The organism is Kutzneria chonburiensis (genome assembly GCF_028622115.1).
Lineage (GTDB): Bacteria > Actinomycetota > Actinomycetes > Mycobacteriales > Pseudonocardiaceae > Kutzneria > Kutzneria chonburiensis.
The window spans coordinates 1-25,653 of record NZ_CP097263.1 but is presented as its reverse complement, the minus strand read 5'-3'; the positions used below and the strand labels follow the sequence as shown (position 1 = coordinate 25,653).

Genomic DNA, 25,653 nt, shown 5'->3' with positions numbered 1-25,653 from the left:
GTTACCGCATCGGACGTGGTGCTGCTCATCGGGCTGGTGCCGCGGCGGAAAGGACACCGCTCGTGCACCGTTTCGCGCCCGGCGACGACTATCGCGGGCCGCTGTGGGTCGTGCATCTGCTGCTCCCCGACCTCGCCCTGGACCTCGGCGACGCCTACGCCGACACCGTGCAGACCTGGTTGGCCAGCATCCCGGCCAACGCGTCGCTGACGCCGCCCGTGGAGGTGCTCGACCGCCGCCTGCGGCACCTCACCCTCGCCGCCGTCGCGGCCCCGGCGGACACGATCGATGTCGAACAGCTGTACGCGGAACTGACCACCAACCTGGCCGACCTCCCGCCGGTCGAACTCGACCTCGGCCCGCCGTTGGTCAACGACGTCGCCATCGAGCTCTACATCCGACCCACCGCCGCACTGGCCAGCCTGCACGAGCGCGTGTCCGCAACCATCACGCGCACCACCGGCGGACCACCGGCCGGCGCCGGTCGAGCATGGCGGCCCCACACGGCGCTGGCATACTGCCGTCACGACGTCGACACCCACGGGCTGCAACCACGGCTGCTGCGCACGCCAGGCCCCATCGGCGGATTCCTCGAGCCCGTGACCGTGTACGGACGCGAGGTCGCTCTGGTCAGGGAGGAAACCCATGCCCCGGTCGACGGCCAGTGTCCCGACACGGCTGGTCGGCGGTTCCTGTGGCACGACACCACCCGCCGAATCCAGCTTCGCTGACCTCTACGTCAGCCAACCCAGCGCGCCGATCTCCCGATCCAGGGCGTCGTCGTCGAACGCGCCGCCGGTGGCGGTGGCGCCGACAGCGCGCAGTTGATGGCGGACCACAGGATCAGCCAACAGTTGCGGCACGGACTCCCCGATCGGCGGCAACCCGCATCAGGGCCGTGATCAGCTCGGTCGCCCGCATCTCGCCGTTGCGAATGATCGCCGCGTACTCGCCGGGTGCGAGGTGCTCGGCGTAGTCGCCCTGGTTGAAACGGTCCTGCACATGCGCTCGCCACAACCGCATGACCTCGTCATCCACCGGCCTACCCTACGGGGGCCTCGGCGGCATTCGCTGGGCCGGCTGGGCAGGGGGTAGAGCGGGGTCGCCCAGGCGGATGCCTTGGGTGCGGGCGACCCCGCTGCGACCCGCTGCGACTTCCCCTCGCAGCAGGTCAAGGCGCATAGTAGAACATATGATCGGTAGTAGTGACTGGGTTGACCGGAGTGAGCCAGCCGACACAACCTCCGAACCGTGGCGGCCGGCCTGGGTCAACCTGACGGCGCTGTTCCCGCGCCCCGCCGGCACTGATCGGCGCGTGACGGACGGGGTCGACGTGAGCCAGCCAGTGATGGGCCTTGTACGCCAGTGGATACAGGCGGACGGTGGTCTCTGGATCGGACGGTGCAACTACCGCATCCCCTACCTGGACGGACGCCCCGGGGGGCTTGAGGCCATTGACCAGTGGCTGCCGGAGACCGTGCTCGCACCCGGCACCAAGCAGACCCACCGCAGCCGGTGAGCCTATGCGGCGCATGCTACTTGACCTGCGGTGTTGCGGGAGTAACCATCGAACGATGGACATCCCGGCCGATCTTGCCCACCGCTGGCACGAGCGGCACGACGCCTGCCTGCTCGACGCCGCGGCCGGCGCCGGTCCGCTGGCCGCCGTCTACGAGCAGCTACGGAAGCTGGCAGCCCAGGACGGAGCGCACGACCTCGCAGAGCGCCTCGGCCGCACAGCCCGGGGTCTGCGGGCACTGGCCGCCCGCTGAGCAGCACCGCACACACCACGACCGGTCCCGACGCGGTTCAGGTCGTGTCGACAAGGGCGTTGCGGGGAAAGCCGAACTCCAGCAGCCGCCACCGGTCCAGGCGCTGCCCATGCAGCACCGACGCGGACCCGGACCGTTTCCGTACTATGTCGGCGAACCCGGCGCGCAACGGCACTCCCCGGAACGCCAGCCCGCCGGCCGTGCCGACCACGATCAGGTCGCCGTTGGCCGCCCACGCCGCCTCGCGGAGCACGTAGTTGACGTCCAGCAGGAACCCCTCCACGTACTGGAGTCCGCGTTCGCGGGCCTGCCGGGCGACGCCGGAGAACCCACCTGCCGGCAGCGGCGCGACCGTGGGCAGGTACCAGCGGCCGGCCTGGATGACCAGGTCCTCCACCGACCCATACACCCACAGCGCTGCCGCCGCCTGGTCTCGGGTCGGTGCGGCGCGGCGATCGAGCTCGGCCAGCAGCTGCTTGTCGGCCTCGCTGATCAGCTCATCAGGGCACATCGACGTTCCTTCGGTACCAGTCGAGCACGATCTCGGCGACCTCGGGTTCGAGCAGGTCGACCTGGCCCAGGCCGGCGCCGGGCCGGTAGGCGGTGACCAGCTCGGCGGTCATGGCCACCAGCAGCACGAAGTAGTCGCTGCGGTCGCCGAACAGGCCGGTCTCGCCGGTGGGGTCGTAGGTGATGGGCACGCCGGCCAGCAGCAAGCGCTCGTAGAGGTCGCCGGCCGGCCAGCGCTCCAGCTCGGCGTCGTCGACGTTGACTAGGGCCACGGTGTCGACCGCGACCAGGAACCGCTCCCACACCACCTCCACGCTGTTCATCGTGGCTGCTCAGCGGCGTTTCGGCAGTGGACACGATCGGGGGTTCACCCGCTGTCGCCCGCGTTTCCACCGGCCGTGATCGGCCAGGATGGCGGCAGGTATAGCGATCGGGGAGGGCTCGACATGGCGGCGACCACGGCGGTGACGACGGAGGAGCTGGAGAAGGGCGCACGGGACTGGTTCGACCGCCACAAGAAGGCGGCAACCAATGAGCAGGTCGGGACACTGGTGGTGGCCTCGCTGGAGTTGGTCAAGGCCGTGGTGGCGCGGCTGACCGAGGCCGGGATCGAGGTTGCCCAGACACCGCCGGTTCGACGTCTGCCCGATGTCCCACGGTGGGAATACGGGGCGCTGACAGGCACCCACGCCGGGCAGGCGGTGGTCGTTCCGTTGGCGCCAGCGTCACCGGAGATCAGGCTGTTCGCTCCGGCGGAGGGTCAAGCGGTGGGGGAACTGGTTGCCACCGTGACAGTGCCTGGCGATCAGGTCGAGCGCAACGGCTGGGTACCGACGGCGGCCATCGCCGAGCAACTGCGCAGCATCTTGGGCCCTGCGGCTTGACCTACGCGCGATCGGTCGCACAGCAGCGAAGTACCGCAGCCTCGGCGACCAGACACGACCGTCACATGCCCCAGACTGTGGCATCTTCAGATCTCATGACCGGTGATCACGTGTCGCTGCTGACAGTTTCCTTGTGGTCGATAGAACTCCCCCTGAGCCGCTTGCAGAGTGCGCGACACTTCAGCAGGGAAGGCTTCAATGAGCCAAGAAGATGACAACAGAGAGTCCACTATTATGCCCTACGCACCGTTTAACGAATTCAATTCCTGGTATGCCACAGAATACGACTGGAACGAATTCCAAGGTGAGCTAACACGATTTGAGAGAATAAAGGGTCAAGCGAGCATAGAGGTCGTCAGAGATGTAATCGAAAGGATTGAGCGTGAAGTAGCCGCAGAATCAGTCGCAGTGGAAGGGTTCTTTGAACTGACCCCAGGCGAAAGTCGATCGATTGGAAACGAGGACGAGAACTGGGAACACATCCTAACAGAACAGTCAGACACGGGCTTGTCAATCTTCGAATCCCAACTGAGAGGCTACATATACGCACGCGAACATGCCATGAGCAGCCAGCCCATTACAGAGCAGTTTATCCGCGAGCTTCACGTAACATCATGCGCGGCACAGAAGACGTATTCTGTTGATGTTCGCATCCTGGATGGTCGACGAACCGAGCAGAGACCACTCACGCATGGTGAATACAAAAAGACGGAAAACCTGGTTTACTCGCGCAGCGGCAAGGCCCACGCCTACGCTCCACCCGATGAGGTTAAACCGGAGATGGACCGACTAATTCAACAGTTGCGCGGCGACATATTTGAGAGCGCGCCGCCGGTTACGCAAGCTGCCTACGCCCACTACACACTCGTCTCTATACACCCTTTTGAAGACGGAAACGGAAGGGTTGCAAGAGCTCTAGCGTCAGTGTTTCTGTATCGCGCGTACGGCGTTCCACTAGCAATCTACTCGGACCGCAAGAGGACATACTTGCAGGCACTGGAGGGTGCCAACATGGGCCGCCCTCACGACTTTCTAAAATACATCGAACAGAAGATTACAGCTTCCTTTGTTCGGATCGCAACTGAAATTCAAGTGCGGTCGAATCCGAACACATCCGACGAGCTTGCGTCACTATCAGAAACCTTCATGGAGCACCGAAGGGTTCTTGTCCCCAACGCCGGATCGGTCGCCAGAGCCATCGCCCCTCAGGTGATAAGCAAATTCGACGGCGCGCTCAGTCAACTTATCTCATCAAGCGCCGGGTTTCTCATCCCCCTAGACCCACCCTATAAAGGCGGGGCAGGCAGCAAGCCCACATATAATTGGCAATCCCACCAGATAGCCGATTGGCACGCGCTAGGGGTAGAGCTAATCGGCGACACACAGATACGATCAAGGATCTGGATTGTCATTGGCGTGGCGAACGACATAGGATCCAACTTCCCGTTCACCCTTGCGGCTAGCACTTCTTTCACCTTTAATTCCGAGACAACAATAATCGAGGTTAAGCTCCGATTCGAAGACTTCTATCCAGATTTGAGTTCCAACGCGACGGCATGCATTGAGACAGTGGTCGAAGCGACTATCGCCAAGCTGACCGCTTCAGTAAATGAAGAGTTGCGTACTGTTTTGAAGCAAGCGGGCGAGCTCGAAGGATAGGTGACGCGATCCAGCTTGACCGGCCATATTCCAGGCGCATGCCAGGACAGTTCGGGCGCTGGGCGGCGGCCAGTCCTGGCAACCTGCGCGTCACGCAGGCAAGCTTGGCTCGTGGCCACAACTACAGTGTCGAAGGATCTCGCAAGCGAGCACAACCTTCCGGGTGCGCTGGGGATCACCCGGGACCAGGTGAAAGCCTTCGTTGAACTGGACATCCCGACGCGCGCTGAGCGCATCGACAAGATGCTGGTACCCGCTGTCGAGGTCCTATGCCTCGGCTTCGTGAAGAGGTTGAGCATGCAGGCCGCTGCGCACAACTCGGCGTTTACGGCCAGCGTTGGCGAGGACTACATCGCAACGTGGGTCAGCAGGCACGATCTTGACCACTTCCTCGTAGCACTGTCCGCGCTGCTCGAAGGGGCGAAGGTCGAGGTGGTGCCGAGCCGGCGGGTCCGACGACCTGCCTTGGACAGCCCGAAGTAGACCAATCTCGCGGTGAGGTGTCAGGCTCATCACGGCAAGGCGGTGCCTGAGGCGGTAGCTGAACCGGCCTGACAAAGCTGGCTTCAACTAGTTGCTCTCGGGACAGACGGCAGCACAACTGGGCCTGTCACCTGCACGATCCGGACGGGGCAGGACTGGTGAGACGCGACCGGTCTCGTTCACACCGAAGAGGTCACTGGTTCGATCCCAGTATCGCCCACGCGCGAGAGTGCGAGAGGTCTGCCGGCGGAAAGCGCCGGCAGACCTCTCGCTTTTGCTTCTGGGGGCCGAGCCCCCAGACCCCCACGCCGGGGCTCCGCCCCGGACCCCGAGATGTGGTTGCCGATGATCCATGTGTCCGGGTCCGCGGCTCGATGGTGCTCCGTTCCGGATGGTCATCAGCGACGCTCTGCCAGACGCTACGTGTCATGGGTGCCGTCTAGGGTCCGTCGCATGGAGATCATCGACGAGGTCGCGATCGTTGTTCTCACTGATCGGGCCGGGCGGGTGCTGATGCAGCATCGCAGTCACGACGCGAACCCGGAACCGGGCCGGTGGACCCCTCCGGGCGGACGGCTGGAGCCCGGGGAGGACGCGGTGACGGCGGCCCACCGCGAACTGCTCGAGGAGACCGGGCTGACCGCTGTCCTCGAGCTCGACCGGGTGGTGGAACAGGTCGTCGCCGACGGGGCCGGGGTCCGCTTCCATGTGTTCACCGGCCGTACCGACGCCCGCCAGGAAGATGTCGTCCTGGGCGAGGGCCAGGCAATGCGGTTCCTTACCTCCGACGAGATCGCAACGAAGGAACTGGCGAGCAACGCCCACCTGCTTTTCGACCTGGCCGTCACCGGCCGCCGGTAGCCTCCCGGCCGTTTCTGCTCGTGTGCGAAGCGCGTGTGCGGCATGTGCATTCTCCACATCGGATCGGTGGCGCGCTCACTGGTGACGGCTTCTCCGGTTCTGCGAGCCTGACGACTGCCGCCTCACCGCGCGCTGGGGAGGGCGCGGGAGGAGAGCAGAGGGAGGGGCAGGAATGGCCACGAACGTGACACCGACCATCTCGGTCAGACTGCTGGGAAACTTCGAACTCACCATCGACGGCACACCGGTCCGGCGCTGGCGTGCGGGCAAGGCGCGCAGCCTGTTCCAGTACCTGCTGGTGCACCGGGACCGGGTGGTCCTGCGGGACAAGCTCTACGAGGTGCTCTGGCCGGAGACCCCCTGGACGCCGAACTCGAGTTCGCTCAAGGTGGCGATGCACGCGCTGCGCCAGATCCTCCAGGTCGACCCGGACGGCACGGACTCGCGCGGCCTGCGCATCATGCGCCAGGACTTCGGCTACGTGCTGCACGCGGACCGGGTGTGGGTGGACGTGGACGAGTTCGAGTCCCGGGTGACCGCCGGGCGCATGGCCGACGGCGACGGCGACGTGCGGGCGGCGCTGGCCGAGTACGCGGCGGCGATGGAGATCTACCAGGGCGACTTCCTGGCCGGCGACTCGGCGGACTGGATCATCGAGCAACGGGAGTGGTGCAAAGCGCTGGCCCTGCGGGCCCTCGACCGGCTCTGCACCTGCGCATTACGCCGGGGCGCGCTGGACGAGGTCCTGCACTGGTGCCGCATCATCATCTCCCTCGACCCCTACCACGAGGCGACCTACCAGCTGCTGATGAGCGTGCACGGCAGCCTGGGCGAACTGGGCACGGTCCGGCGCTGGCACGACATCTGCGTGCGACGACTGCGCGACGAACTGGACGTGGCCCCGAACATCGAGACCGGCCGGATCTACCACCGGGCCCTGCGCGGGGAGCTGCGGCACAGCCTGCCGCGCGCGCAGCGGATGGCGGGAGTGCCGGTGGTCACGCCGATGGCGGGCCGCGGCCGGGTGCACGCGGCGACGGATCCGGCCCAGCGCCACGTGGGCTGACAACCGACCTGAGAGCCCGTCCACGCCCGGCGTGGACGGGCTCGCCGCCGTCAGGTCCCGGTCCGCAGCAGCCGGGCGACCTCCTCGTCGCTGAGCTGGTCGATCCGGGCCAGCAGCTCGTCGTCGTCGGAGCCGGTCAGGCACGGCGCGAGGGCGGCGATGGTGGGCTCGGCGAAGAACCGGTCCAGCGACACCTCCACGCCGTAGGTGTCGGCGACCAGGGTCAACAGCTTCACCGCCAACAGCGAATGGCCGCCGAGGGCGAAGAAGTTGTCGCTGACGCCGATCCGGTCGCGGCCGAGGAACTGGCCCCAGGAGTCGGCCAGCCACTGCTCGGTCGGCGTGGACGGCGGGTCGTGCCGGACGCCGGCGACCGCCTCGCCGAGGTCCCGCGCGGCCAGCGCCTTGCGGTCGACCTTGCCGCTGCTGGTCAGCGGAAACTCCGCCAGCGCGACGACACGGGCGGGGATCATGTGCACGGGCAGCGACAGGGCCTCCCGCAGCTCGTCCTCGCCGACGGTCCCCGAGACCCGGACGAAGGCGACCAGCCGCGAGTCGTCGGGGCCGAACTCCCGGACCATGGCGACGGCCTCCACCACCTCCGGCAGCCGGACCAGCGCGGATTCGACCTCACCGAGCTCGATACGGAAGCCGCGCAGCTTGACCTGGTGGTCGGTGCGGCCGTGGAACTCGAACGCGCCGTCCGGCCGGTACGTCACGACATCGCCGGTGCGGTAGAGCCGCCGGCCGGTCCGGTCGAGCACGAACCGCTCGGAGGTCCGCTCCGGCCGGTTCAGGTACCCGTCGGCCAGCCCGATCCCGCCGAGGTACAGCTCGGCCCGCACGCCGGGCGGCACCGGACGCAGGTCGTCGTCCAGGGCCAGCGCGGTGGTGTTGACCAGCGGCGTTCCGATCGGCGGCGGGCCGTCGCCGCCGGTCACCCGGTGCACGAGCGACCAGACGGTGGCCTCGGTCGGCCCGAACAGGTTCCAGATCTCGGGCACCCACTCGGCCAGCTCGGCGGCCAGCCGCGCGGACATGGCCTCACCGCCGCAGAGCACCCGCCGCACGCCGTCGCCCCGCCACCCGGCGTCGAGCAGCAGCCGACAGGTCGCCGGGGTGCCGTGCAGCACGGTGACGCCGTGACGGTCGATCAGGCCGCGCAGGGCGGCGCCGTCGCGGGCGGTGGGGCGGTCGGCGAGCACGATCCGAGCCCCGACGGTCAGCGGCAGCAGGAGTTCGTCCAGCGAGATGTCGAACGTCGTGTTGGTCAGGGCGATGACCGTGTCGTCCGATCGGACGAGTCCCAACCCGGCCATGGCACCGAGAAAGTTGTCGAGCGCGCGGCGTCCGACGGCCACTCCCTTCGGGGTTCCGGTCGACCCGGACGTGTACATCACATACGCGGCCGTGGAGTCCGCATTGGGCCGATCGAGCGACGTTGCCCCGTCGTCGTCGACCAGCACCGCGGCATCGCTGTCCCGGAGCATGAAGTCCAAGCGCTCCTGGGGAAAGGTCGGATCCAGCGGCAGGTACGTCGACCCGGACCTGATCACGCCGAGCAGCACCGGCAGCAGCGCCAGGCTCCGCGACAGGCCGACGGCGACCACCTGGCCCGGTCCCCCGCCGGCCGCGCAGATCTCCTGGGCGATCCGGTTCGCGCAGGCGTCGAGTTCGCCGTAGGTGAGCTGTTCGTCCCCGTAGCACCAAGCGATCCGGGCGGGATCGACCTGCTCGAACCGAGCCAGGAACTCCGTCACCGGCGCCGGCGCGGCGTCGTGCCACTGTTCCAGCAGCCGGGCCTGGTCGGCCGGGCCGAGCAGGCTGTACGTCCTCAGTGGACGGTCGGGGTCGGCGGCGACTGCGGCCAGCAAGACGCCCAGTTGGTCGATGAGGTTCTGCGCGTCCACGTCGTCGTACAGGTCGGTGTTGTAGTCGAGCCGGCCGGCCAGCACGCCGTCGGCGTGCTCCATGGTCAGCTGGAGGTCCAACCGGGCGGTGCCGTTGGGGATGCCGGCCGGCCGGATCGTCAGCTCGGGCGTCACGGGCACGGCCGGCGCCGCGACCTGCGGGCTGCCCATGCTGAACAGCACCTGGTAGATCGGGTTGCGGCCGGGGTCGCGCGGCACGCCGAGACCGCGTACCAGGTGCCCGAACGGGATCTCCTGGTGCGTCAGGCCGTCCAGGGTGGCGTCCTTGGCCCGCCGGAGGAGCTCGGCGAAGGTCGGGTCGTCGGAGCCGTCGAGGCGCAGCGGCACGGTCGTGGAGAACGGGCCGATCAGCCCCTCGGTCTCGGGCCGGAACCGGCCGGCCAGCGAGGCGCCGAGCACCGCGTCGGGCTCTCCGGTGTGCCTGGACAGCACGACATGCAGCGCGGCCAGCACGGTCATGAACACCGTGGCCCCGTGCCGCCGGCTCAGCGTGGCGACGTCATCGGCCACAGTGGACGGATAGCGGAAGGTCAAGTCACGACCGACAAATCGCTGCGTCGCCGGCCGTGGTCGACGGCTCGGCAGCACGGCCGGTGGCGCGTCACCGAGATGCGTGCGCCAATGGTCGACCAGGTCCGCCAGCCGTTGGTCGGTGAGCCGCTCGTGCTGCCATACCGCGAAATCCGCGTACTGCACGGCCAACTCGGGAAGCGGCTGTTGGCGGTAGGACGCGATCAGCTCGTCGACCAGCACACCGATGGAGAAGCCGTCGGCCACAGCATGATGGGCGATCCACACCAGCACGTGCTCGTCAGCGCTCAGACGCAGCAACCGCGTGCGGATCAGCGGTCCGGCGGTCAGGTCGAAGCGTTCCCGCGCGAGCTCGTACGCCCGCCCGGCCGCGTCCGCGACGTCCTCGATCGGCAGCGGCGAAATCAGGTCCGGCACGACAACCTGGACCAGTTCGCCGCCGGACAGCTCGAAGCGGCAGCGCAGCACCTCGTGCCGCTCGGCCACCGTGATCAGCGCCGACCGCAGGGCGTCGATGTCGAGGGCGCCGTGCAGCTCGAAGGCGAACGGCACCAGGTAGGCGGCCTCGCCCGGCCCGAGCCGGTCGAGGAACCATTGCTGCTGCTGGGCAATCGACGCCGCCGACCGGCCGTCGGGCCGGTCGTGCCCGGTCAGCGCCGGCGCGGCGCCGGGAACGTTCGACCGGGCCTTGGCCAGCAGGTCGGCCCGTTGCGCCGCGGTCAGTCTGCTCAACTTCACGGCTCAGTCCTCCCGGCTCTCGAACACGGCGCCCAGCGCGGCCGGCCCGAACAGCCGGCGCGTCACGATGTCGGCGACCGCGGTGGGCTGGTGCTTGCTGAAGTAGTGGCCGCCACCGTGCACCACCGACAGGCTGACGCCGGCGCCGTACCGCTCCCAGTCCCGGTAGCGGCCGGTGTAGCCCTCGGTCGCCGGATCGCCGTCGCCGACGACGCTGTGCACCGGGCAGGACAGCGCACGACCGGGGTTTTCCTGCTCCCGCAGGTAGAACTGGACGGCCTCGGCGAGATCGTGCCGGACCACGCGGAGGATGTCGTTGATGTCGTCATCGCTCAGGGCGCCGTCGAAGCCGCCCAGTCGGCGCATGTGGTCGAACAGCTGCGACTCGGTGCCCTCGTTCACCATGCGCCACGAGCGCTGGGGGTCGAGGTCGGGCATGGCCGCGCCGAGGAACACGCCGAGCACCGGCACGCCGATGTCCTCCAGCCGACGGGCCAGCTCGATCGTCGCCGCCGTGCCGGCGCACTGGCCGTACAGCGCGACCGGTGTGGTGATCGCCTCACGGATCTGCCGCGCGCAGCGCACGGCGATGTCCGGCACCGGCTCCAGGTCCGACGGGTCGGACAGGTCGTGGCCGGGAAGGTCCAGCGACCACAGGGAGAACTGCTCGCCGAGCCGGTCGGCCAGCGGCTGGTACGCGATCGCGTTGCCGCCACCGTAGGGAACGCAGACCAGTGCGACGGACGCCGTCGGGCGCTCGGGGGTGAGCCGCTGGATCAGCCCGTGGTCGACGACGCCGCCGGCCAGATGCGCAGCCAGCGCGGCGATCGTCGGGTTGCGGAACACCTCGACGACCGGCAGCCGCACCCCCAGCGCCCGGGCCAGCCGGACCGCCTTGAACGAATCGCCGCCCAGCGCGAAGAAGTCGTCGGTGCGGTTGCACTCCGGCAGGCCGAGAATCCGATGCCACGCCTGCGCGATCTGCTCCTCCAGCGGGCCGCGCGGCGGCTCGCTGACCACGACCGACGGGCGGCCGACCACCCCGGTCAGCGCCTTTCGGTCGACCTTTCCGTTGTCGTTCAAGGGAAATGCGTCCAGCACGACCAGCTGTGCCGGCACCATCGCCGCCGGCAGCCGGTCCTCGACGAACGCCCGCAGCTCGTCGGTGTCCACGCTGCCGTGGCCGACGACGAAGCCGGCCAGCTGCCGGTCGCCGAGGTCGTCGGTGCGGGCCAGCGCGACCGCGTCGGCGATGCCGGGGTGGGCCCGCAACGCCGACTCGACCTCGCCGAGCTCGATCCGGACGCCGTTGATCTTCACCATGAAGTCCTTGCGGCCCAACAGCTCGATGACGCCATCGGTCCGCCATCGGGCGAGGTCGCCGGTCCGGTAGACGGTCCGGCCGCGCCATCCGAGGAACTTCTGCGCGGTCAGCTCCGCCCGGTTGAGGTAGCCGGCGGCCAGGCCGATGCCGCCGAGGAACAGCTCGCCCGACACGCCGACCGGCACCGGTTGGAGGGTGTCGTCGAGGATGAACACCTGCTGGTTGGCCAGCGGGGTCCCGTACGGGATGGCGGTCCACCGCGGATCGACTTCGTCGACCTCGTAGACGATCGAGTGGATGGACGCCTCGGTCGCGCCGCCGAGGCTGACGAACCTCACCTCGGGCGCGACGGCCCGCAGCCGGTCCGGCATCGACACCGGAATCCAGTCCCCGCCCAGCAGAGCCACCCGCAAGGTGTCCGGCTGCCCGTCGATGGACTGCTCAAGGTGATCCAGCAGCAGTTCGAGGACCGCGGGCGCGGAGTTCCACACCGTCACGCCGTGGTCGACGAGAAGTTCGGCCCAGTGCGCCGGATCGCGCAGCAGCTCCGGCTCGGGCAGGATGACCGTGCCGCCGGCGCCGGTGACGCCGAGCAGCTCGTAGACCGACATGTCGAAGCTGGTGGGGGACAACGCCAGCACGCTGTCCCCGGCCCCGACGCCGTAGCGCGTGTTGAGGTCGCAGAGGTTGTTCACCGCGCCCCGATGCCGTACCAGGACGGCTTTCGGCGTGCCGGTCGAGCCGGAGGTGTAGATCACGTAGCAGGGGTTGTCCGGCCCGAACGACGAGCCGACCGGGGTGCGTGGGCGGTCGGCGGCCAGGCCCGGCACCTCCGGGCTGATCACGACGTCCGCGCCGGAATCCCGGAGCACGAACTCGATCCGCGCGGTCGGGTACTCGGGATCGACCGGAAGGAAGGCGCCGCCGGCCTTCAGCACGGCCAACACGCTGACCACATAGTCGATGCCCGGTGGCAGCTGCACGGCGACGATCGAGCCCGGCGACACACCCAGCGCCACCAGGTGGTGCGCGAGTTGGTTGGCTCGCTCGTCAACCTCGGCGAACGTGTGCTCGCGGCCGCCCGCGACCACCGCCACCGCCGAGGGTTGGATCGCGGCCTGGTGCTCGAAGAGCTGGTGCAGGCCCTGGTCGAACGGCAGGTCGCGGGTGGTGTCGTTCCACCGGTCGACGACCGTGGTCTCCTCGGCCGCCGGCAGCATGCGCAGCCGGGCCACCGGTGTGTCCGGCTCGGTGACCGCCGACTCGATCAGCTGCTGGTAGCAGTCGAGGATCCGGCCCACGGTCTCCTCGTCGAACAGGTCGGTGTTGTACTGCACGTGCACGCGCGCGGCCTGGTCCCACACCCGAACGCTGACGAGGAGGTCGTACTTCGCGGTGCCTACCGTGAAGTCGTCGGCCAGGGTCACCTCGACGCCGGCCAGCTGTAGCGCACAGTCCGGGGTGTTGTCCTGCTGGAACATCACCGACACCAGCGGCGGCCGGCTGGGGTCGCGGATCGGCCTGAGCTGCTCCACCAACAGGTCGAACGGCAGCTCCTGGTGTGCATGCCCGGCCAGCACGCTGGTTCGCACGCGGCGGAGCAGTTCGCGCAGCGACGGGTCCCCCGCCAGGTCGACGCGCAGCACGAGCGTGTTGACGAAAAACCCGATCAGGCCGGCGACTTCCTCGGTCTCCCGGCCGGCCACCGTGGTTCCGACGGCGATGTCGTGCTCACCGGTGTAGCGGGACAGCAACGCCGTGAACGCCGACAGCAGGGTCATGAACGGCGACGCGCCTTCGCCCGCGCCGACCTCGCGCAGCCCGTCCAGCACGTTCGGCTTCAGCCACAGCGAAGTCTCCGCGCCACGGTTGGACGGCAGCGGCGGCCGGGGCCGGTCCGACGGCAGGTCGAGGGCGGTCAGGCCGTCCAGTTCCTCGGTCCAGAACCGAAGGTGCTCCTCGGTCTCCGGCGAGGACATCCGCGTCCGCTGCCACACCGCGTAGTCCGAATAACTCACCGCCAGCTCGGCCAGCGCCGGCGCCCGGCCGCCGCGGTGCGCCGCATAGGCCTCCGACAGCTCCCGCACCAGCACGCCCATCGACCACTGGTCGGAGGCGATGTGGTGGATGTTCAGCATCAGCACGTGGGTCTCGGGATCCACGGTGACCAGCAGCGTGCGGATCAGCGGCCCGTCGACCAGGTCGAACGGCGTCTCCACCTCGGCCTGTAGCAGCTCGTCGGCGGTACGCGCACCGGCGTGCTCCACCCGCAGCACCGGGCCGGCGATCTCCTTGACCGCCGACACGGGCTCGCCGTCGACCTCGGGGAACACCGTGCGCAGCGGCTCGTGCCGCTCGATCAGCGTGCGCAGCGCGAACTCCAGCGCGGGCACGTCCAGCGGGCCGCGGATCCGGTACACGACCGGCGCGCTGTAGGCGACGCTGCCCTCACCGAGCTGGTGCACGAACCACAGCCGCCGCTGCGCGTACGAGAGCGGCACCGGTCCCCCGAAGTCGGCCGGCCTCGGCCCGATCGGGCGCATGCGCTCCTGACGGCGGCTGCGCCGCATCGCGGCCAGCAGCTCGCGGCGCTGCGCCGACAGTGCGGCGATGCGGTCCGTGGTGTCGTTGTCGCTCACGTCAGGTGCCTCCATCCCCCAAAAGCGTCCTGTGTGGACTCTCGTGGTCACGACGCTAACCACCAGCGGTTATGAGTTGGTTCCCGTGCGTGGCGTAACCGCGGCTGAACCCCGGACAGCAGGCTGGTAGGCCAGCGCCACTGTGAGGGGGAAGCCGGATGTACGACGCGATCGTGGTCGGCGCGCGGTGCGCCGGGGCCAGCACGGCCATGCTGCTGGCTCGGCAGGGGCACCGGGTACTGGTACTGGAACGAGCCCGTTTTCCCAGCGACAAGCTGTCCACGCTCTACATCCACCAGCCGGGGGTGGCCCGGCTGGCCGACTGGGACGTGCTGGACGAGGTGATCGACACCGGCTGCCCGCCGCTGGACCGGCCGCTGTACCAGGTCGGCGACGTCCGGCTGCACGGCCGCGGCCCCGAGGTCGGCGGCAACCGCGCCGCGTACGGGCCGCGTCGCCACCTGCTGGACCAGATCCTGGCCGACGCGGCGGCCAAGGCCGGCGCCGAGGTCCGCACCAGCTGCACCCTGCTGGGTCTGTCCACAGAGGACGGCCGGGTGACCGGCGTGCGGTTCCGGGACGAGCGGGGCGCGGTGCGGACGGAGTCGTGCCGGCTGGTGGTCGGGGCCGACGGCATGCGCTCGGCGGTGGCCCGTCTGGCCGGCGCACAGGAGTACTCGACGCACCCCAAGCTGTCCTGCGCCTACTACACGTACTGGAGCGGGGTGCCGGCCGGATTCGAGCAGTACCAACGGGTCGGGCACTGGATCGGGGTCATCCCGACCAACAACGACCAGGTCCTGGTGGCCGCCTACTTCCGCCAGCACGAGTTCGGCCGGATCCGGGCCGACGCCACCAGCGCGTACCTGGACAACATCCGCCGGACGGCGCCGCAGCTGTACGAGCGGCTGGCCGGCGCGGACCGCGACGACCGCATGTACGGCACCGGGGACCAGCTCAACTATCTGCGCACGGCCGCCGGCCGCGGCTGGGCGCTGGTCGGCGATGCCGGCCACCACAAGGACTCCCTGACCGCACGGGGCATCACGGACGCCTTCATCCAGGCCGAGCTGCTGGCCGACTGTGTCGGCGACCCGGACACCGGCCTGCCGCTGGATCTCGCGCTGCGCCGCTACGCCCAGCGCCGGGACATGCTGCTGGAGGACAACTACCGCGCCACGGTCGCGGTGGCCAAGCTGACCGTGGACGAGGACCGGCTGGCCGTGCTGCGCCGGGTGCAGGACAGCGAGGAGCTGACCGAGCGCTACTTCGCCGCCGCGGCCGGCGTGTTGTCGGCGGAGGACTTCTACAACCACGAACTGCTCGCGCATCCGGCGGCGTGAATGGAGACCCCCGTCCACGAGCTGATCGCCGAGCACGCCCTGCACCGGCCGGACGCCGTCGCGGTGTCCGGCGACCGGACCGAGCTCACCTTCCGTGAGCTGGAGGCCGACGCCAGCCGGCTCGCCGGGTGCCTCGGCGCGCACGGCGTCGGCCGGGGTGACCGGGTCGCCGTGCTGTTGGAACGCAGCCCGGACAGCGTGGTGGCGCAGCTGGCCGTGTTCAAGCTCGGCGCCGCCGTGGTGCTGCTCGACCCGGAGCACCCGGCGGCGCGCATCGGTTTCGCGCTCGACGAGTGCGCGGTGACCGCGGTGGTCACGCGGCAGGCGCTGCTGGAGCGCTTCGGGACGCACCGGACCGTCGTGCTCACCGACGTTCCGGAGTGGACGGACACGGTGGCGATGTCGCCCGAGGTCACCGGCGAGGAGGTCAGCCACATCGCCTTCACGTCCGGCTCGACCGGCGTGCCGAAAGCGGTTCTGTTGCGGCACCGGGCGTTCAGCAACACCGTGCGGGTGCTCGTCGAGCAGTGCGGCATCGAACCGGGCAGCCGCGGCACCTGGCTGTGCGGGCCGGGTTTCGGCCTGGTGGAAATGGACTTCTTCCCGGTGCTGGCCGCGGGCGGCACGGTCGTGATCCCGGACCAGCTCACGGCCTCGTCGCCGGAAGCGTTGCGGGACTGGCTGATCGACCGGCGGATCACGCACACGCTGCAACTCACCGCGATGGCCGAACGACTGTGGGCGCTGCCATGGCCTCGTGACTGTGCGCTGCGGTCGATGCGCGTGGCCGGCGAGCTGCTGCGCGACTGGCCCCCGGCCGGGCTGCCGTTCCGCGTGCTGAACGTGTACGGCTCGACCGAGGCCAACGTCGTCGCCACGTGCGACCTCACCGGGTTGGCCGGTGGGCCGACCGTGCCGGTCGGGCGCCCGGTGCCCAACGTCCGCGCGTACGTGCTGGACGGCAGTATGGCGGTGGTGGGGCCGGGAGTCGTCGGCGAGCTGTACGTCTCGGGGGCCGGGCTCTCGCAGGGCTACCTCAACCGGGCCGACGCGACGGCCGCGACGTTCCTGCCCAACCCGATCACCGACGACCCGCACCCGGTGCTGTACCGGACCGGCGACCACGCCCGCCGCTGGCCGGACGGCACGATCGAGGTCGTCGGCCGCGCCGACGACGAGGTCAAGATCATGGGCCACCGCGTGTATCCGGGCGAGGTGGAGAGCGTGCTGGCCGCGCAGCCCGGGGTCCGCCGGTGCGCGGTGATCGCGCGGGAGGACGGCGACGGCGGGCGGCGGCTGGTCGCCTACGTCGAGCCGGAGCCGGCGAATCCCCCGCACACCACGGCATTGCGGGCGGTGCTGGCCCGTGCGCTGCCGGCCTTCATGCTGCCGTCCGCGTGGATCGTGACGGAGCTGCCGACGACCAGCGGCGGCAAGATCGACCGCCGCGGGCTACCAGAGGAGGACACGTGCCGATCACCGGAATCGACCATGTGATGCTGGCGGTCGCCGACCTGGACACCGCGGTCGCCGGCCTGGCCGGCGCGCTCGGCCTGCACGCCGTGCGCGGCGGGGTGCACCCGGACTTCGGCACCGCGAACAAGGTCGTGCACATTCCCGGGCTGTACCTGGAGATGATCACCGATCACGACCGCGCGGTGGCCGGCGGGCTGCCGGTGGGGCGGCGGATCATCGAGGTGAGCGGTGAGGGCGGCGGCTGGCTGGCGTTCGTGCTCGGGGTCGACGACCTGGTCGGCACCGTCGAGGAGCTCAACGCGGCCGGTCTGGCCCTTGACCCGCCGATCAGCGGGCACGCGGTCCGCCCGGACGGCTCCATCCGCGGCTTCTCCCTCGGCGGCTACGGCGAGGAGTTCGCCGCCGGCCTGCTGCCGTCGCTGATCTCGTACACGCACCCGCCACAGGCCGATCCGCATCCGGACGACCTCGGCTACACGATCACCGGCCTGTCCCGGGCCGACGTCGCCGTGGCCGACATCGCCGCGGGGATCCGCCGCTACACCACGCTGTTCGGGGAGCCGCCGGCCGTGCGGGGCGTCGACCCGGTGCTGGACGTCGCCACCGCGAGCTGGCGGCTGGCCGACGGCACCGTGGTCCGGCTCATCGGACCCGGCGCCGCGATCCGGCCCGGGCTGTTCGGGGTCGCGCTGGCCGTCGCCGACGTGGACGCGGCGGCGGAATCGGCCAGGGCGCGGGGAGTCGAATTGTCGAAGACCGGCATCGACGGGGAAATACTGCTCGATCCTGATCGCACGCTGAACGCGCGTATCAGTTTCGTGCCGACGGACTGAAAGGCACTCGACGTGTGGTTCCCGCTCCGGCAGGAACCACACGTCGAGCATCAGAGCTGGATTTCGAAGAACGCCATCGCACCGTGCAGGTAGATTCGATAGTCGTCGAAACGCCGACCCAGTTCCGTGTGCAGCTGGGCCAACCGGTCGCCGTCATTGGCGAAACTGCCGGCCTGGTTGTACTTCCCGATCATCCAGCGCATGAGGCGGGTGTGGTTAGGGCCGTCGCCGAGCACCGTGCCGCCGAAGATCCGGCCGCCCGGCTCGACGTGCCCGCGCACGTTGTCGAACACGACGGCCTTGTCGGCCATCGTGCCGGGCAGGCAGTGCAGCACGCTGAGCAGGCCGACCGACTCGAACCGCCGTTCGCCCAGGTCGAGCGGCAGCAGCGCGTCGCGAACCAGCGTCTCCGGGTGGTAGCGGGCGATGCGCTCGCGCACGGTGTCGAGCACGTTCTGATTGAGGTCGGCGACCACGACCGACGGGTTCGGCACCGGGAACGCGCAGCGGTCGAGGAAGATCCCCGTGCCGGGGCCGATATCGAGGTGCCGGCCGCGCACATTGCGGTTGTAGAACGACAGCATCACCCGCGGCGAGCACTTCCAGACCAGCGGGCACATCACGCCGAGTGCGATCGGGTCGTAGATGGCCAGCACCGAACGTGTGTAGATCGCGGCGTCGCCGTGCAGGACGGCCGCCGGCTCGATGGTTTCCGTCATGACTCGATTCTATTCGACAACGGCGTTGACACCCGAAAAAACAACCAGCGACGGTAACCCCGTGATAACCGCGAATGGCCACGATCTGCGAAAACACCAGGAGGTGATGCTCCATGCGCACGGAACTGTTCTCGGATGCCCGCGCGCTCACCGCCGAGCTGGGTGACCCCGGCCCGGTGCACCGGATCACCCTGCCGGACGGCATGCCGTCCTGGCTGGTCACCGGCTACCACGAGGTGCGCGCCGCGCTGTCGGACCCACGGGTGCTCCGCTCGGTCGAGCACGCCGCACCCGAGCTGCGCGGCTACTTCGGCCTGGCCGGCGACGATTTCGTGCTCAGCCGGCACATGCTGTTCGCCGACCCGCCCGACCACACCCGACTGCGCCGTCTGGTGGTGAAGGCCTTCACGCCGCGCCGCGTGGAGCTGCTGCGGCCACGGATCAGCGAGCTCGTGGACGAGCTGCTGGACGAGCTGTCCGGCCGCTCGGAGGCGGACCTGGTGGCCGAACTCGCGCAGCCGCTGCCGGCCGCGGTGATCTGCGAGCTGCTGGGCATCCCGGCCGGCGACCGCCCCGAGTTCCTCGGCCACGCGGACGTGCTGATCGGGGTGAACGCCAGCACCGAACCCGGCGACCTCATCCAGACCGGGCAGTGGTTCGACCGGTACTTCACCGAGCTGATCGCCGACCGTCGCCGGCGCCCCGGGTCGGATCTGATCTCCGGACTCCTTGCGGCGCAGGACAACGACGACCGCCTGACCGACATCGAGGTGCGGTCCAACAGCTTCCTGCTGCTCAACGCCGGCTTCGAGACCACCGTCAACCTGATCGCCAACACGCTGCTGCTCATCCTCACCCACCCGGACGCGCTGGCCGACCTGTACGCGGACCCCACGCTCGTGCCGGCGGCCGTCGAGGAGGCGCTGCGGGTGGACAGTCCGGTCTCCACCATCACGTACCGGTTCGCCGCCGAGCCGCTGACCATCGGCGGCGTGCACATCGCCGCCGGCGAGCACATCGCGGTGTCGCTGCCGGCCGCCAACCTCGACGAGGCCCGGTTCCGCGACCCGCACACCGTCCACATCGGACGGTCCGACAACCACCACGTGTCGTTCGGCTTCGGCATGCACTACTGCGTCGGCGCGCAGCTGGCGCGCCTGGAGGGTCAGCTGGCGGTCGGCCGGCTGCTGGCCCGGTTCACCGACCTGACGCTGTCGACGCCGGTGTCGCAGCTGCGGTGGAAGCCGAGCTTCATCGTGCACCACCTGCATGAACTTCCCGTGACCTACAAGGAGATGCTGCCATGACCGTGCTCGCTCTCGTCCTCTACGTGCTCTGGCTCGCCCAGGGCATCGCCCTGCGGGCGATCATCCAGCACCGGCGCACCGGCGACACCGGGCTGCGCGGCTTCGGCGGGCAGCGCGGCTCCGCCGAGTGGTGGTCCAGTCTGCTGCTCGTCGGCGGCCACGTCGGCGGCGTGCTCGGGCCGGCTTGGGCGCTGTTCGGACTGCCGCTGCTGGCCGACGTCTCCGGGCTGCGGGTGGCCGGCCTGGTGGTCGTGCTGGTCGGGATCCTGGTGAGCCTGGTGTCGCAGTTGGCGCTGGGCGACTCGTGGCGCATCGGGGTGCAGCACTCCGAGCAGACGTCGCTGGTCACCGGTGGCCCGTACTCGCTGGTGCGCAACCCCATCTTCAGCTCGGTGCTGCTGACCGTGATCGGTTTCGTGCTGATGGCGCCGAGCGTGCTGTCGGTGGCCCTGTTCGCCGTGCTGGTGCTGGGCGTGGAAACGCAGGTCCGGCTCATCGAGGAGCCGAACCTGCGCCAGGTCCACGGTGTCGCCTACCGGCACTACACCGCGCGGGTCGGGCGGTTCGTGCCCGGGCTGGGCCGCACCCGTCACGCCACCAGCGGCGAGTCGACGACCGCGCACGGGACCGGGATCCCGAGCAGCGGCAGCACCAGGTCGAGCCGCGGGTAGGACAGCACGGCGTCGGCGGCGGCGCGGACGACCGGCTTGGCGTTGAACGCGATGCCCAGCCCGGCGGCGGAGATCATGCCGATGTCGTTCGCGCCGTCGCCGACCGCCACGCACTCCCGCGGAGAAATCCCCTCGGCGGCCGCGAAGTGGTTCAGCGCGGCCGCCTTTCCGGCGCTGTCGACGATCCGGCCGGTCAGGCCGCCGGTCAGCCGGCCGTCGACCACCTCGGGCATGTTGGCCAGGAAGAAGTCCAGGCCGAGCCGCTCGGCCAACCGGGACACGATCGGCGTCAGGCCGCCGGACACCGCGCCGACCCGGATCCCCCGCGCCTGCAACGACCGTACGGCGACCAGCGCGCCGGGCGTGAGCTCCAGGTCACGCCCGGCGCGGTCGACGACGTCCATGGGCAGTCCGGCGAGCACCGAGACCCGCGACCGCAGGGAGGTGGCGAAGTCCACCTCTCCCCGCATCGTCTGGTCGGTGACCCGCCGGACCTCGCTGCCCTTGCCGACGTGCGCGGCGAGCACGTCGATCGCCTCGCCGCGGATGAGCGTGGAATCCACGTCGAACACCACGAGCCGGTGGCGCATGCTCGTGCGGCGCACCGCGATGTCCGCCCGGCAGCGAGCGCCGATCTCGGACAGCGCGGCGCGCAGGACGGCCTCGGCGTTGCCGGCGGGGCTGTCCAGCCGCACCGTGAACTCCAGTGCGGTGCAGGGATGGGTCGCCATCGTGCGCACCGAGGTGACCATCGACGTGACCGTGGACAGCCGGTGCAGCACCGCGCCGAGCAGCTCGGCGCTGACCACCGGCCGGATCACGGTGATCGCGTGTCCGGCCGGCTGCTGTCCCACTGCGGCCAGCGCCGGTTCCAGCGCCGCTGTCAGGGCCTCCATCTGCTGCCTCCTGGCAGTCGGGTCACGCCGCGGTGTCGTAGGTGGTGACCGTGGTGCCGATCGGTCTGGCGCCGCCGTCCTCGGCCCGCGGGCGAGACGCCCGCCGCACGGCCACGATCGCCGCGCCCCACGCCGCCAGCACGGTCACCACCGCGCCGGCGATGAACCAGCCGGACGCCCCCCGGCCCGCGAGATAGGTCGCGAGCCAGGGCGTGACGCCGCCGAACAGGGCCGTGGTGACGCTGTGCGGCAGGCCGATGCCGATCGTGCGCAGCCGCGCCGGGTACATCGCCGCCATCACCGTCGGCATGGCCGCGGTGAGGAACGTGATGAACAAGATCCCGCTGCCGTACGAGAACAACAGGTTGACCGGGCTGGGGCCGATGCCGAGATAGGCGAACGGTCCCAGCACCGCGCAGCCGGCGCCGAACACGGCCAGCAGCGGGTGCACGCCGAAGCGGTCGCCGAGCATGCCGATCGGGATCTGGACGGCCATGGACGCGAGCGTGCAGACGACGACCACCCAGTAGACCTCGCCGGCCGGCGCGATCCGCTGGCCCATCGCCGGCACCACCGCGGTCCAGATGCTGCTGACCACGGTCGTGCCGGCCACGAACACCACGGTCAGCAGCACCGACCGCCAGTGCCCGCGCAGCAGGGCCGACAGCGAGCCGCGGGTCCGCTCGGCCCGGACGTCACGCTCGAACACCGCGCTCTCGCCGATCCGGCTGCGCAGCACCAGGAGCAGCAGGCCGAACACGCCGCCGAGCAGGAACGGCGCCCGCCAGCCGTACGCGGCCATCGCCGACGAGCCGAGCACGCCGCTGAGCACCGCGCCGAGCAGCGAGGCGATCATCACGCCGCCCGCGCCCGTGATGGCGAAGAAGCTGCCGTACCGGCACCTGCGGTTCTTCGGCGCCAGTTCCATCAGGAACGTCACCGCGGACGGCCACTCGCCGCCCGCGGAGATGCCCTGGGCGATCCGGGCCACCGCCAGCAGCAGCGGCGCGGCCACCCCGATCTGCGCGTAGGTCGGTGACAGCCCGATCAGCAGCGACCCGCCGGTCATCAGCACGATGGCCAGCATCAGCGCGGGTTTGCGGCCGCGGCGGTCGGCGAACCGGGCCAGCAGGATGCCGCCGACGGGCCGGCAGAACATGCCCGCGGCGAACACCGCGAACGTGCTCAGCAGCGAGCTGACCGGGTCCGCCGACGGGAAGAACTGTCCGGCGAACATCGGCGCGAACAGCCCGAACGCCAGCCAGTCGAACTGCTCGATCAGGTTGCCGAACACCGCGGCGAGCACGGTGCGCCGGTGTCTGGCGGTGGGCAGGGGGGTGGTGGTCATCGCCGACTCCTGACGTCAGGTGGTGAGCTCGAGCCGCGGCACACCGACCGGGTCGAAGCCGAGGATCTGGCCGTAGAAGGAAAGTTCGGACTCCAGCGCCCGGCGCACCGACTCGGAGCGGCGGAACACGTGCTGCTCGCCGGGGAAGGTCAGGTAGGCGTGCAAGATGTCGCGGCCCTTGATCGCGGCCATCATCCGCTCGCACGGCTCCGGCGGGCAGATCACGTCCTCCTCCTCCAGCATCAGCAGCGGGGCGGTGAGCCGGTGCGCGTTGGCGATCGGCGACCGCTCGTGGTAGAGCGGTTCGGCCTCGGGCAGCGGGCCGAGCATGCTGTACAGGTAGTGGGATTCCAGGTCGTGGGTGTCGCCGGTGGCCCAGCCGAGCGGGTCGACCACCGGGTAGTACGAGGTGCCGCACCGGTAGGTGTCCACTGTGGTCAGTGACTGGCAGGTGGTCCAGCCGCCGGCCGAGCCGCCGCGGATCACCAGCCGGTCCCGGTCGACCAGGCCCTCGTCGGCCAATGTGGTCGCGACGATCACGCAGTCCTGCACGTCGATCACGCCCCACTGGCCGCGCAGGCGCTCCCGGTAGGCCCGGCCGAGGCCGACCGAGCCGCCGTGGTTGACCTGCACCACCGCGATGCCGCGGGAGGTGAAGAACGTGATCTCCGGGTCGAGCGCGTCGATCGCCCGCCCCGTCGGTCCACCGTGGACGGTCACCAGCAGCGGCGGGAGTTCGCCTTCTGGCGCGGCGTAGTCGGGGTTGCGCGGCAGGTAGACGACGGCGTGGATGTCGCTGCCGTCCTCGGCCGGGAACCGGCGGTGCCAGGACTGCGGCCGCCACTCGGGCGGCAGCGGCGTGTACCGCGGCGGCGTCAGTGGCGTGATCTCCCCGCTGTCGGCGTCGACCCGAACCACGGTCGGCTGGTCGTCGGGGCCGGCGGCGACCGCGGCGAACGTCGTGCCGGACGCGGCCAGGCCGGCCCACGCCGTGCGGGGAGTCGATCCGGGTCAGCTCGCCGGTGGCCGGGTCGAGGACGACCAGGCCGGCGGCGTTGATCTGGCGGCCGTCGCGTTCCCGCCACGCCACCGAGATCAGGCCGATCCGGCCGTCGGCCAGCGGCGCACCCCAGCTCAGGCCGGGCCGCCACAGCGGGCCGCCCATCTCCTGCTCGCCGGTCCACAGTGGAGTCTGGGTGCCGTCGAGGCCGACGCGGTACGGATTCCACCACCCGTCAGGGTCGGACAGCACGGTCAGCGCGTCGTCACCCGTCCACCACAGCTGGCAGATAGCCTCCTTCGGGCCGCCGGCCAGCACTCGGTGCGAGCCGACGACGCCGTTCTCGTTCACGGTGGCGACGCACAACTCCGTGCCGTCCCAGGGCATTGCCGGGTGGTCCCAGCCCAGCCAGGCCAGGTGCCGGCCGTCCGGCGAGACGCGCGGGCCGTGCATGAACCGGTGCGAGTGCGCCAGCACGCGGACGTCACCGCTGCCGTCCAACGGGACCGCGATCAGCTCGCGCCAGGTGTCCGTGCCGCGCGGGCCGGTGATGGCCTCGCGCAGGCACCACACCTCGTCGCCGTGGAAGATCGCGTCGGAGTAGCGCAGCGACGCCGGCACCTCGGGCAGCGGGGTGAGCGGCGCCGGGTCGCTGCCCGGCTCCTTCAGGTAGAGCCGGTGGTCGTCCCAGTTGGTGAAGACGAACCGCTCCCCGTCCGCGTCGACCGCGAACGGCCGGGATCCCATCTCGTGCAGCCGGTTGCGCGCGTTCCACCCGGTCGGCAGCATCTCCTCGGTGCCGCCGTCGGGAGTCCACCGCACCACCGCGGACCGGCCGCCCTCAGTGGGCCGCAGCTCCGCCCACCAGACAGCGTCGTCCACGACCGTCACCCACTGCTCCATCAGCCAGCGGGGCTCGCCACCCGCGCGGGCCACGTCCTCCGCGCTGAGCGGGGACTGCCACGCGCCGTGCGGTGCTGTGTTGGTCATTGCGCGCTCCTGGTCGACGAGCTGGATTGGGCCCCGTCACGGGCGATGGGAGCACTGTCGCCCGTGACGGGGGCTTGGGCGCCGCGCATAGCGGGGTTGGGCGCGAGAACCATCTGTCCCCGCATGCGCCAGCAGTCGGCGTCGTCAACGAGTCGGTCCAGCAGCAGGCGCAGCGCGGCCGTCATGTCCACGGCCATGCCCGCCGGATAGGCGGCGTCCACCGAGTGCAGCGCCACGGTCAGCGCACCGTCCACTTCGGACATCTGGAGGTCCAGCAGCACCTGCGGGGTGCTGGCCGAGGTGTGCACCACGGTGCCGAGCGCGGTACGGCAGCGGCGCAGCGGCTGGTCGAGCAGGTCGGTGAGCACGACCGGGAACACGGGGCGCGGCTCGCGACCGGCGCCGACGTGCTCGCGGATCGCCCGGAATCCGCTGTACTGGGCGTGTTCCACGTCCTCGGCGATGCGGCGCTGCAACGACAGCGCGCGCTCGGCGAAGCTGTCACCGACCGGATCCACCGCGACCAGCACCGAGGTGCTGAACTCGCCGAGCACCGACGACACGTCGTGGTGCAGCGGAATCCGTGGGAAGCACATCAGGTTCACGGTGAACTGCGGCGACGAGCTCCACGCCCGCAGCACCTCGGCGAACGCGGCCGTCACGATGCCCGAC

22 protein-coding genes and 1 pseudogene are annotated in these 25,653 nt (G+C 70.0%); 13 read left to right on the top strand and 10 right to left on the bottom strand.

From position 1 onward, the window contains the following. Nucleotides 1–62: 62 nt before the first annotated feature. Nucleotides 63–731 (top strand): 2'-5' RNA ligase family protein, encoded by a 669-nt coding sequence (locus M3Q35_RS00115; protein WP_273939451.1) that lies wholly within the window; start codon nt 63–65, stop codon nt 729–731. A 112-nt stretch (nt 732–843) separates the two neighbouring features. Here the strand turns inward: M3Q35_RS00115 and M3Q35_RS00110 are convergent, their stop codons facing one another. Further along, the gene (locus tag M3Q35_RS00110; protein ID WP_273939450.1) at nt 844–1,038 is read right to left on the bottom strand and encodes a hypothetical protein; all 195 of its coding nucleotides are present in this window, start codon (nt 1,036–1,038) and stop codon (nt 844–846) included. Nucleotides 1,039–1,192: 154 nt separating this feature from the next. On the opposite strand from M3Q35_RS00110, the gene M3Q35_RS00105 reads away from it, so the two are divergent. Continuing rightward, nucleotides 1,193–1,519 (top strand): hypothetical protein, encoded by a 327-nt coding sequence (locus M3Q35_RS00105; protein WP_273939448.1) that lies wholly within the window; start codon nt 1,193–1,195, stop codon nt 1,517–1,519. A gap of 55 nt (nt 1,520–1,574) precedes the next feature. Further along, nucleotides 1,575–1,772 (top strand): hypothetical protein, encoded by a 198-nt coding sequence (locus tag M3Q35_RS00100; protein WP_273939447.1) that lies wholly within the window; start codon nt 1,575–1,577, stop codon nt 1,770–1,772. A 37-nt stretch (nt 1,773–1,809) separates the two neighbouring features. On the opposite strand, the gene M3Q35_RS00095 is transcribed toward M3Q35_RS00100, so the two are convergent. Then, nucleotides 1,810–2,283, bottom strand: a complete 474-nt coding sequence (locus M3Q35_RS00095; protein ID WP_273939446.1) for a hypothetical protein — start codon at nt 2,281–2,283, stop codon at nt 1,810–1,812. Continuing rightward, nucleotides 2,273–2,605, bottom strand: a complete 333-nt coding sequence (locus tag M3Q35_RS00090; RefSeq protein WP_273939445.1) for a hypothetical protein — start codon at nt 2,603–2,605, stop codon at nt 2,273–2,275. Before M3Q35_RS00090 ends, M3Q35_RS00095 begins: the two co-directional genes overlap by 11 nt. A gap of 123 nt (nt 2,606–2,728) precedes the next feature. Here M3Q35_RS00090 and M3Q35_RS00085 point away from each other — a divergent pair, with 123 nt between their 5' ends. From M3Q35_RS00085 to M3Q35_RS00065, 5 genes are all read left to right on the top strand, one after another. Further along, on the top strand, nt 2,729–3,166 hold the full coding sequence (locus M3Q35_RS00085; protein WP_273939444.1) for a hypothetical protein: 438 nt from the start codon (nt 2,729–2,731) through the stop codon (nt 3,164–3,166). Between the two features lie 198 nt (nt 3,167–3,364). Then, nucleotides 3,365–4,825, top strand: coding sequence for a Fic family protein (locus tag M3Q35_RS00080; RefSeq protein WP_273939443.1), 1,461 nt, complete (start codon nt 3,365–3,367; stop codon nt 4,823–4,825). 126 nt (nt 4,826–4,951) lie between these two features. Then, a complete protein-coding gene (locus M3Q35_RS00075) occupies nt 4,952–5,308 on the top strand; it encodes a hypothetical protein (protein WP_273939442.1) in 357 nt (118 codons plus the stop codon). 453 nt (nt 5,309–5,761) lie between these two features. Further along, complete coding sequence (locus M3Q35_RS00070; protein ID WP_273939441.1) at nt 5,762–6,169, top strand: NUDIX domain-containing protein; 408 nt, start codon at nt 5,762–5,764, stop codon at nt 6,167–6,169. Nucleotides 6,170–6,341: 172 nt separating this feature from the next. After that, nucleotides 6,342–7,235: an AfsR/SARP family transcriptional regulator gene (locus M3Q35_RS00065; protein WP_273939440.1), complete on the top strand. Its 894-nt coding sequence runs from the start codon at nt 6,342–6,344 to the stop codon at nt 7,233–7,235. 50 nt (nt 7,236–7,285) lie between these two features. On the opposite strand, the gene M3Q35_RS00060 is transcribed toward M3Q35_RS00065, so the two are convergent. Continuing rightward, nucleotides 7,286–10,435 carry a non-ribosomal peptide synthetase gene (locus M3Q35_RS00060; RefSeq protein WP_273939439.1) on the bottom strand — a complete coding sequence of 1,050 codons (3,150 nt, stop codon included), beginning with the start codon at nt 10,433–10,435 and terminating at the stop codon, nt 7,286–7,288. Nucleotides 10,436–10,438: 3 nt separating this feature from the next. Next, nucleotides 10,439–14,398: a non-ribosomal peptide synthetase gene (locus M3Q35_RS00055; RefSeq protein WP_273939438.1), complete on the bottom strand. Its 3,960-nt coding sequence runs from the start codon at nt 14,396–14,398 to the stop codon at nt 10,439–10,441. 158 nt (nt 14,399–14,556) lie between these two features. Here M3Q35_RS00055 and M3Q35_RS00050 point away from each other — a divergent pair, with 158 nt between their 5' ends. Genes M3Q35_RS00050 through M3Q35_RS00040 form a run of 3 tightly spaced genes read left to right on the top strand, consistent with a single transcriptional unit; the run spans nt 14,557 to nt 18,050 of the window. Next, nucleotides 14,557–15,741 (top strand): NAD(P)/FAD-dependent oxidoreductase, encoded by a 1,185-nt coding sequence (locus M3Q35_RS00050; protein WP_273939437.1) that lies wholly within the window; start codon nt 14,557–14,559, stop codon nt 15,739–15,741. Then, complete coding sequence (locus M3Q35_RS00045) at nt 15,742–17,238, top strand: amino acid adenylation domain-containing protein (RefSeq protein WP_273939436.1); 1,497 nt, start codon at nt 15,742–15,744, stop codon at nt 17,236–17,238. After that, nucleotides 17,211–18,050, top strand: a complete 840-nt coding sequence (locus M3Q35_RS00040; protein WP_273939432.1) for a VOC family protein — start codon at nt 17,211–17,213, stop codon at nt 18,048–18,050. Before M3Q35_RS00045 ends, M3Q35_RS00040 begins: the two co-directional genes overlap by 28 nt. Before the next feature lie 50 nt (nt 18,051–18,100). Here the strand turns inward: M3Q35_RS00040 and M3Q35_RS00035 are convergent, their stop codons facing one another. Continuing rightward, nucleotides 18,101–18,769 carry a class I SAM-dependent methyltransferase gene (locus M3Q35_RS00035; RefSeq protein WP_273939431.1) on the bottom strand — a complete coding sequence of 223 codons (669 nt, stop codon included), beginning with the start codon at nt 18,767–18,769 and terminating at the stop codon, nt 18,101–18,103. A 113-nt stretch (nt 18,770–18,882) separates the two neighbouring features. Here M3Q35_RS00035 and M3Q35_RS00030 point away from each other — a divergent pair, with 113 nt between their 5' ends. Together M3Q35_RS00030 and M3Q35_RS00025 are read left to right on the top strand one after the other, a co-directional pair. Beyond that, nucleotides 18,883–20,076 (top strand): cytochrome P450 family protein, encoded by a 1,194-nt coding sequence (locus tag M3Q35_RS00030; protein WP_273939430.1) that lies wholly within the window; start codon nt 18,883–18,885, stop codon nt 20,074–20,076. Beyond that, nucleotides 20,073–20,747 carry a methyltransferase family protein gene (locus M3Q35_RS00025; protein WP_273939429.1) on the top strand — a complete coding sequence of 225 codons (675 nt, stop codon included), beginning with the start codon at nt 20,073–20,075 and terminating at the stop codon, nt 20,745–20,747. The genes M3Q35_RS00030 and M3Q35_RS00025 overlap by 4 nt, the downstream gene beginning before the upstream one ends. Here M3Q35_RS00025 and serB read toward each other — a convergent pair. From serB to M3Q35_RS00005, 4 genes and pseudogenes are all read right to left on the bottom strand, one after another. Beyond that, the gene (gene serB / locus M3Q35_RS00020) at nt 20,666–21,643 is read right to left on the bottom strand and encodes a phosphoserine phosphatase SerB (RefSeq protein ID WP_273939428.1); all 978 of its coding nucleotides are present in this window, start codon (nt 21,641–21,643) and stop codon (nt 20,666–20,668) included. The two genes, M3Q35_RS00025 and serB, sit on opposite strands and share 82 nt — an antisense overlap. A gap of 22 nt (nt 21,644–21,665) precedes the next feature. Beyond that, a complete protein-coding gene (locus M3Q35_RS00015; RefSeq protein ID WP_273939435.1) occupies nt 21,666–22,991 on the bottom strand; it encodes an MFS transporter in 1,326 nt (441 codons plus the stop codon). 15 nt (nt 22,992–23,006) lie between these two features. Further along, nucleotides 23,007–24,981: pseudogene (locus tag M3Q35_RS48720) on the bottom strand (prolyl oligopeptidase family serine peptidase). Next, entirely contained in the window at nt 24,978–25,643 is a 666-nt protein-coding gene (locus M3Q35_RS00005) for a condensation domain-containing protein (RefSeq protein ID WP_273939434.1), read from the bottom strand. The pseudogene M3Q35_RS48720 and the gene M3Q35_RS00005 overlap by 4 nt, the downstream one beginning before the upstream one ends. Nucleotides 25,644–25,653: the final 10 nt, after the last annotated feature.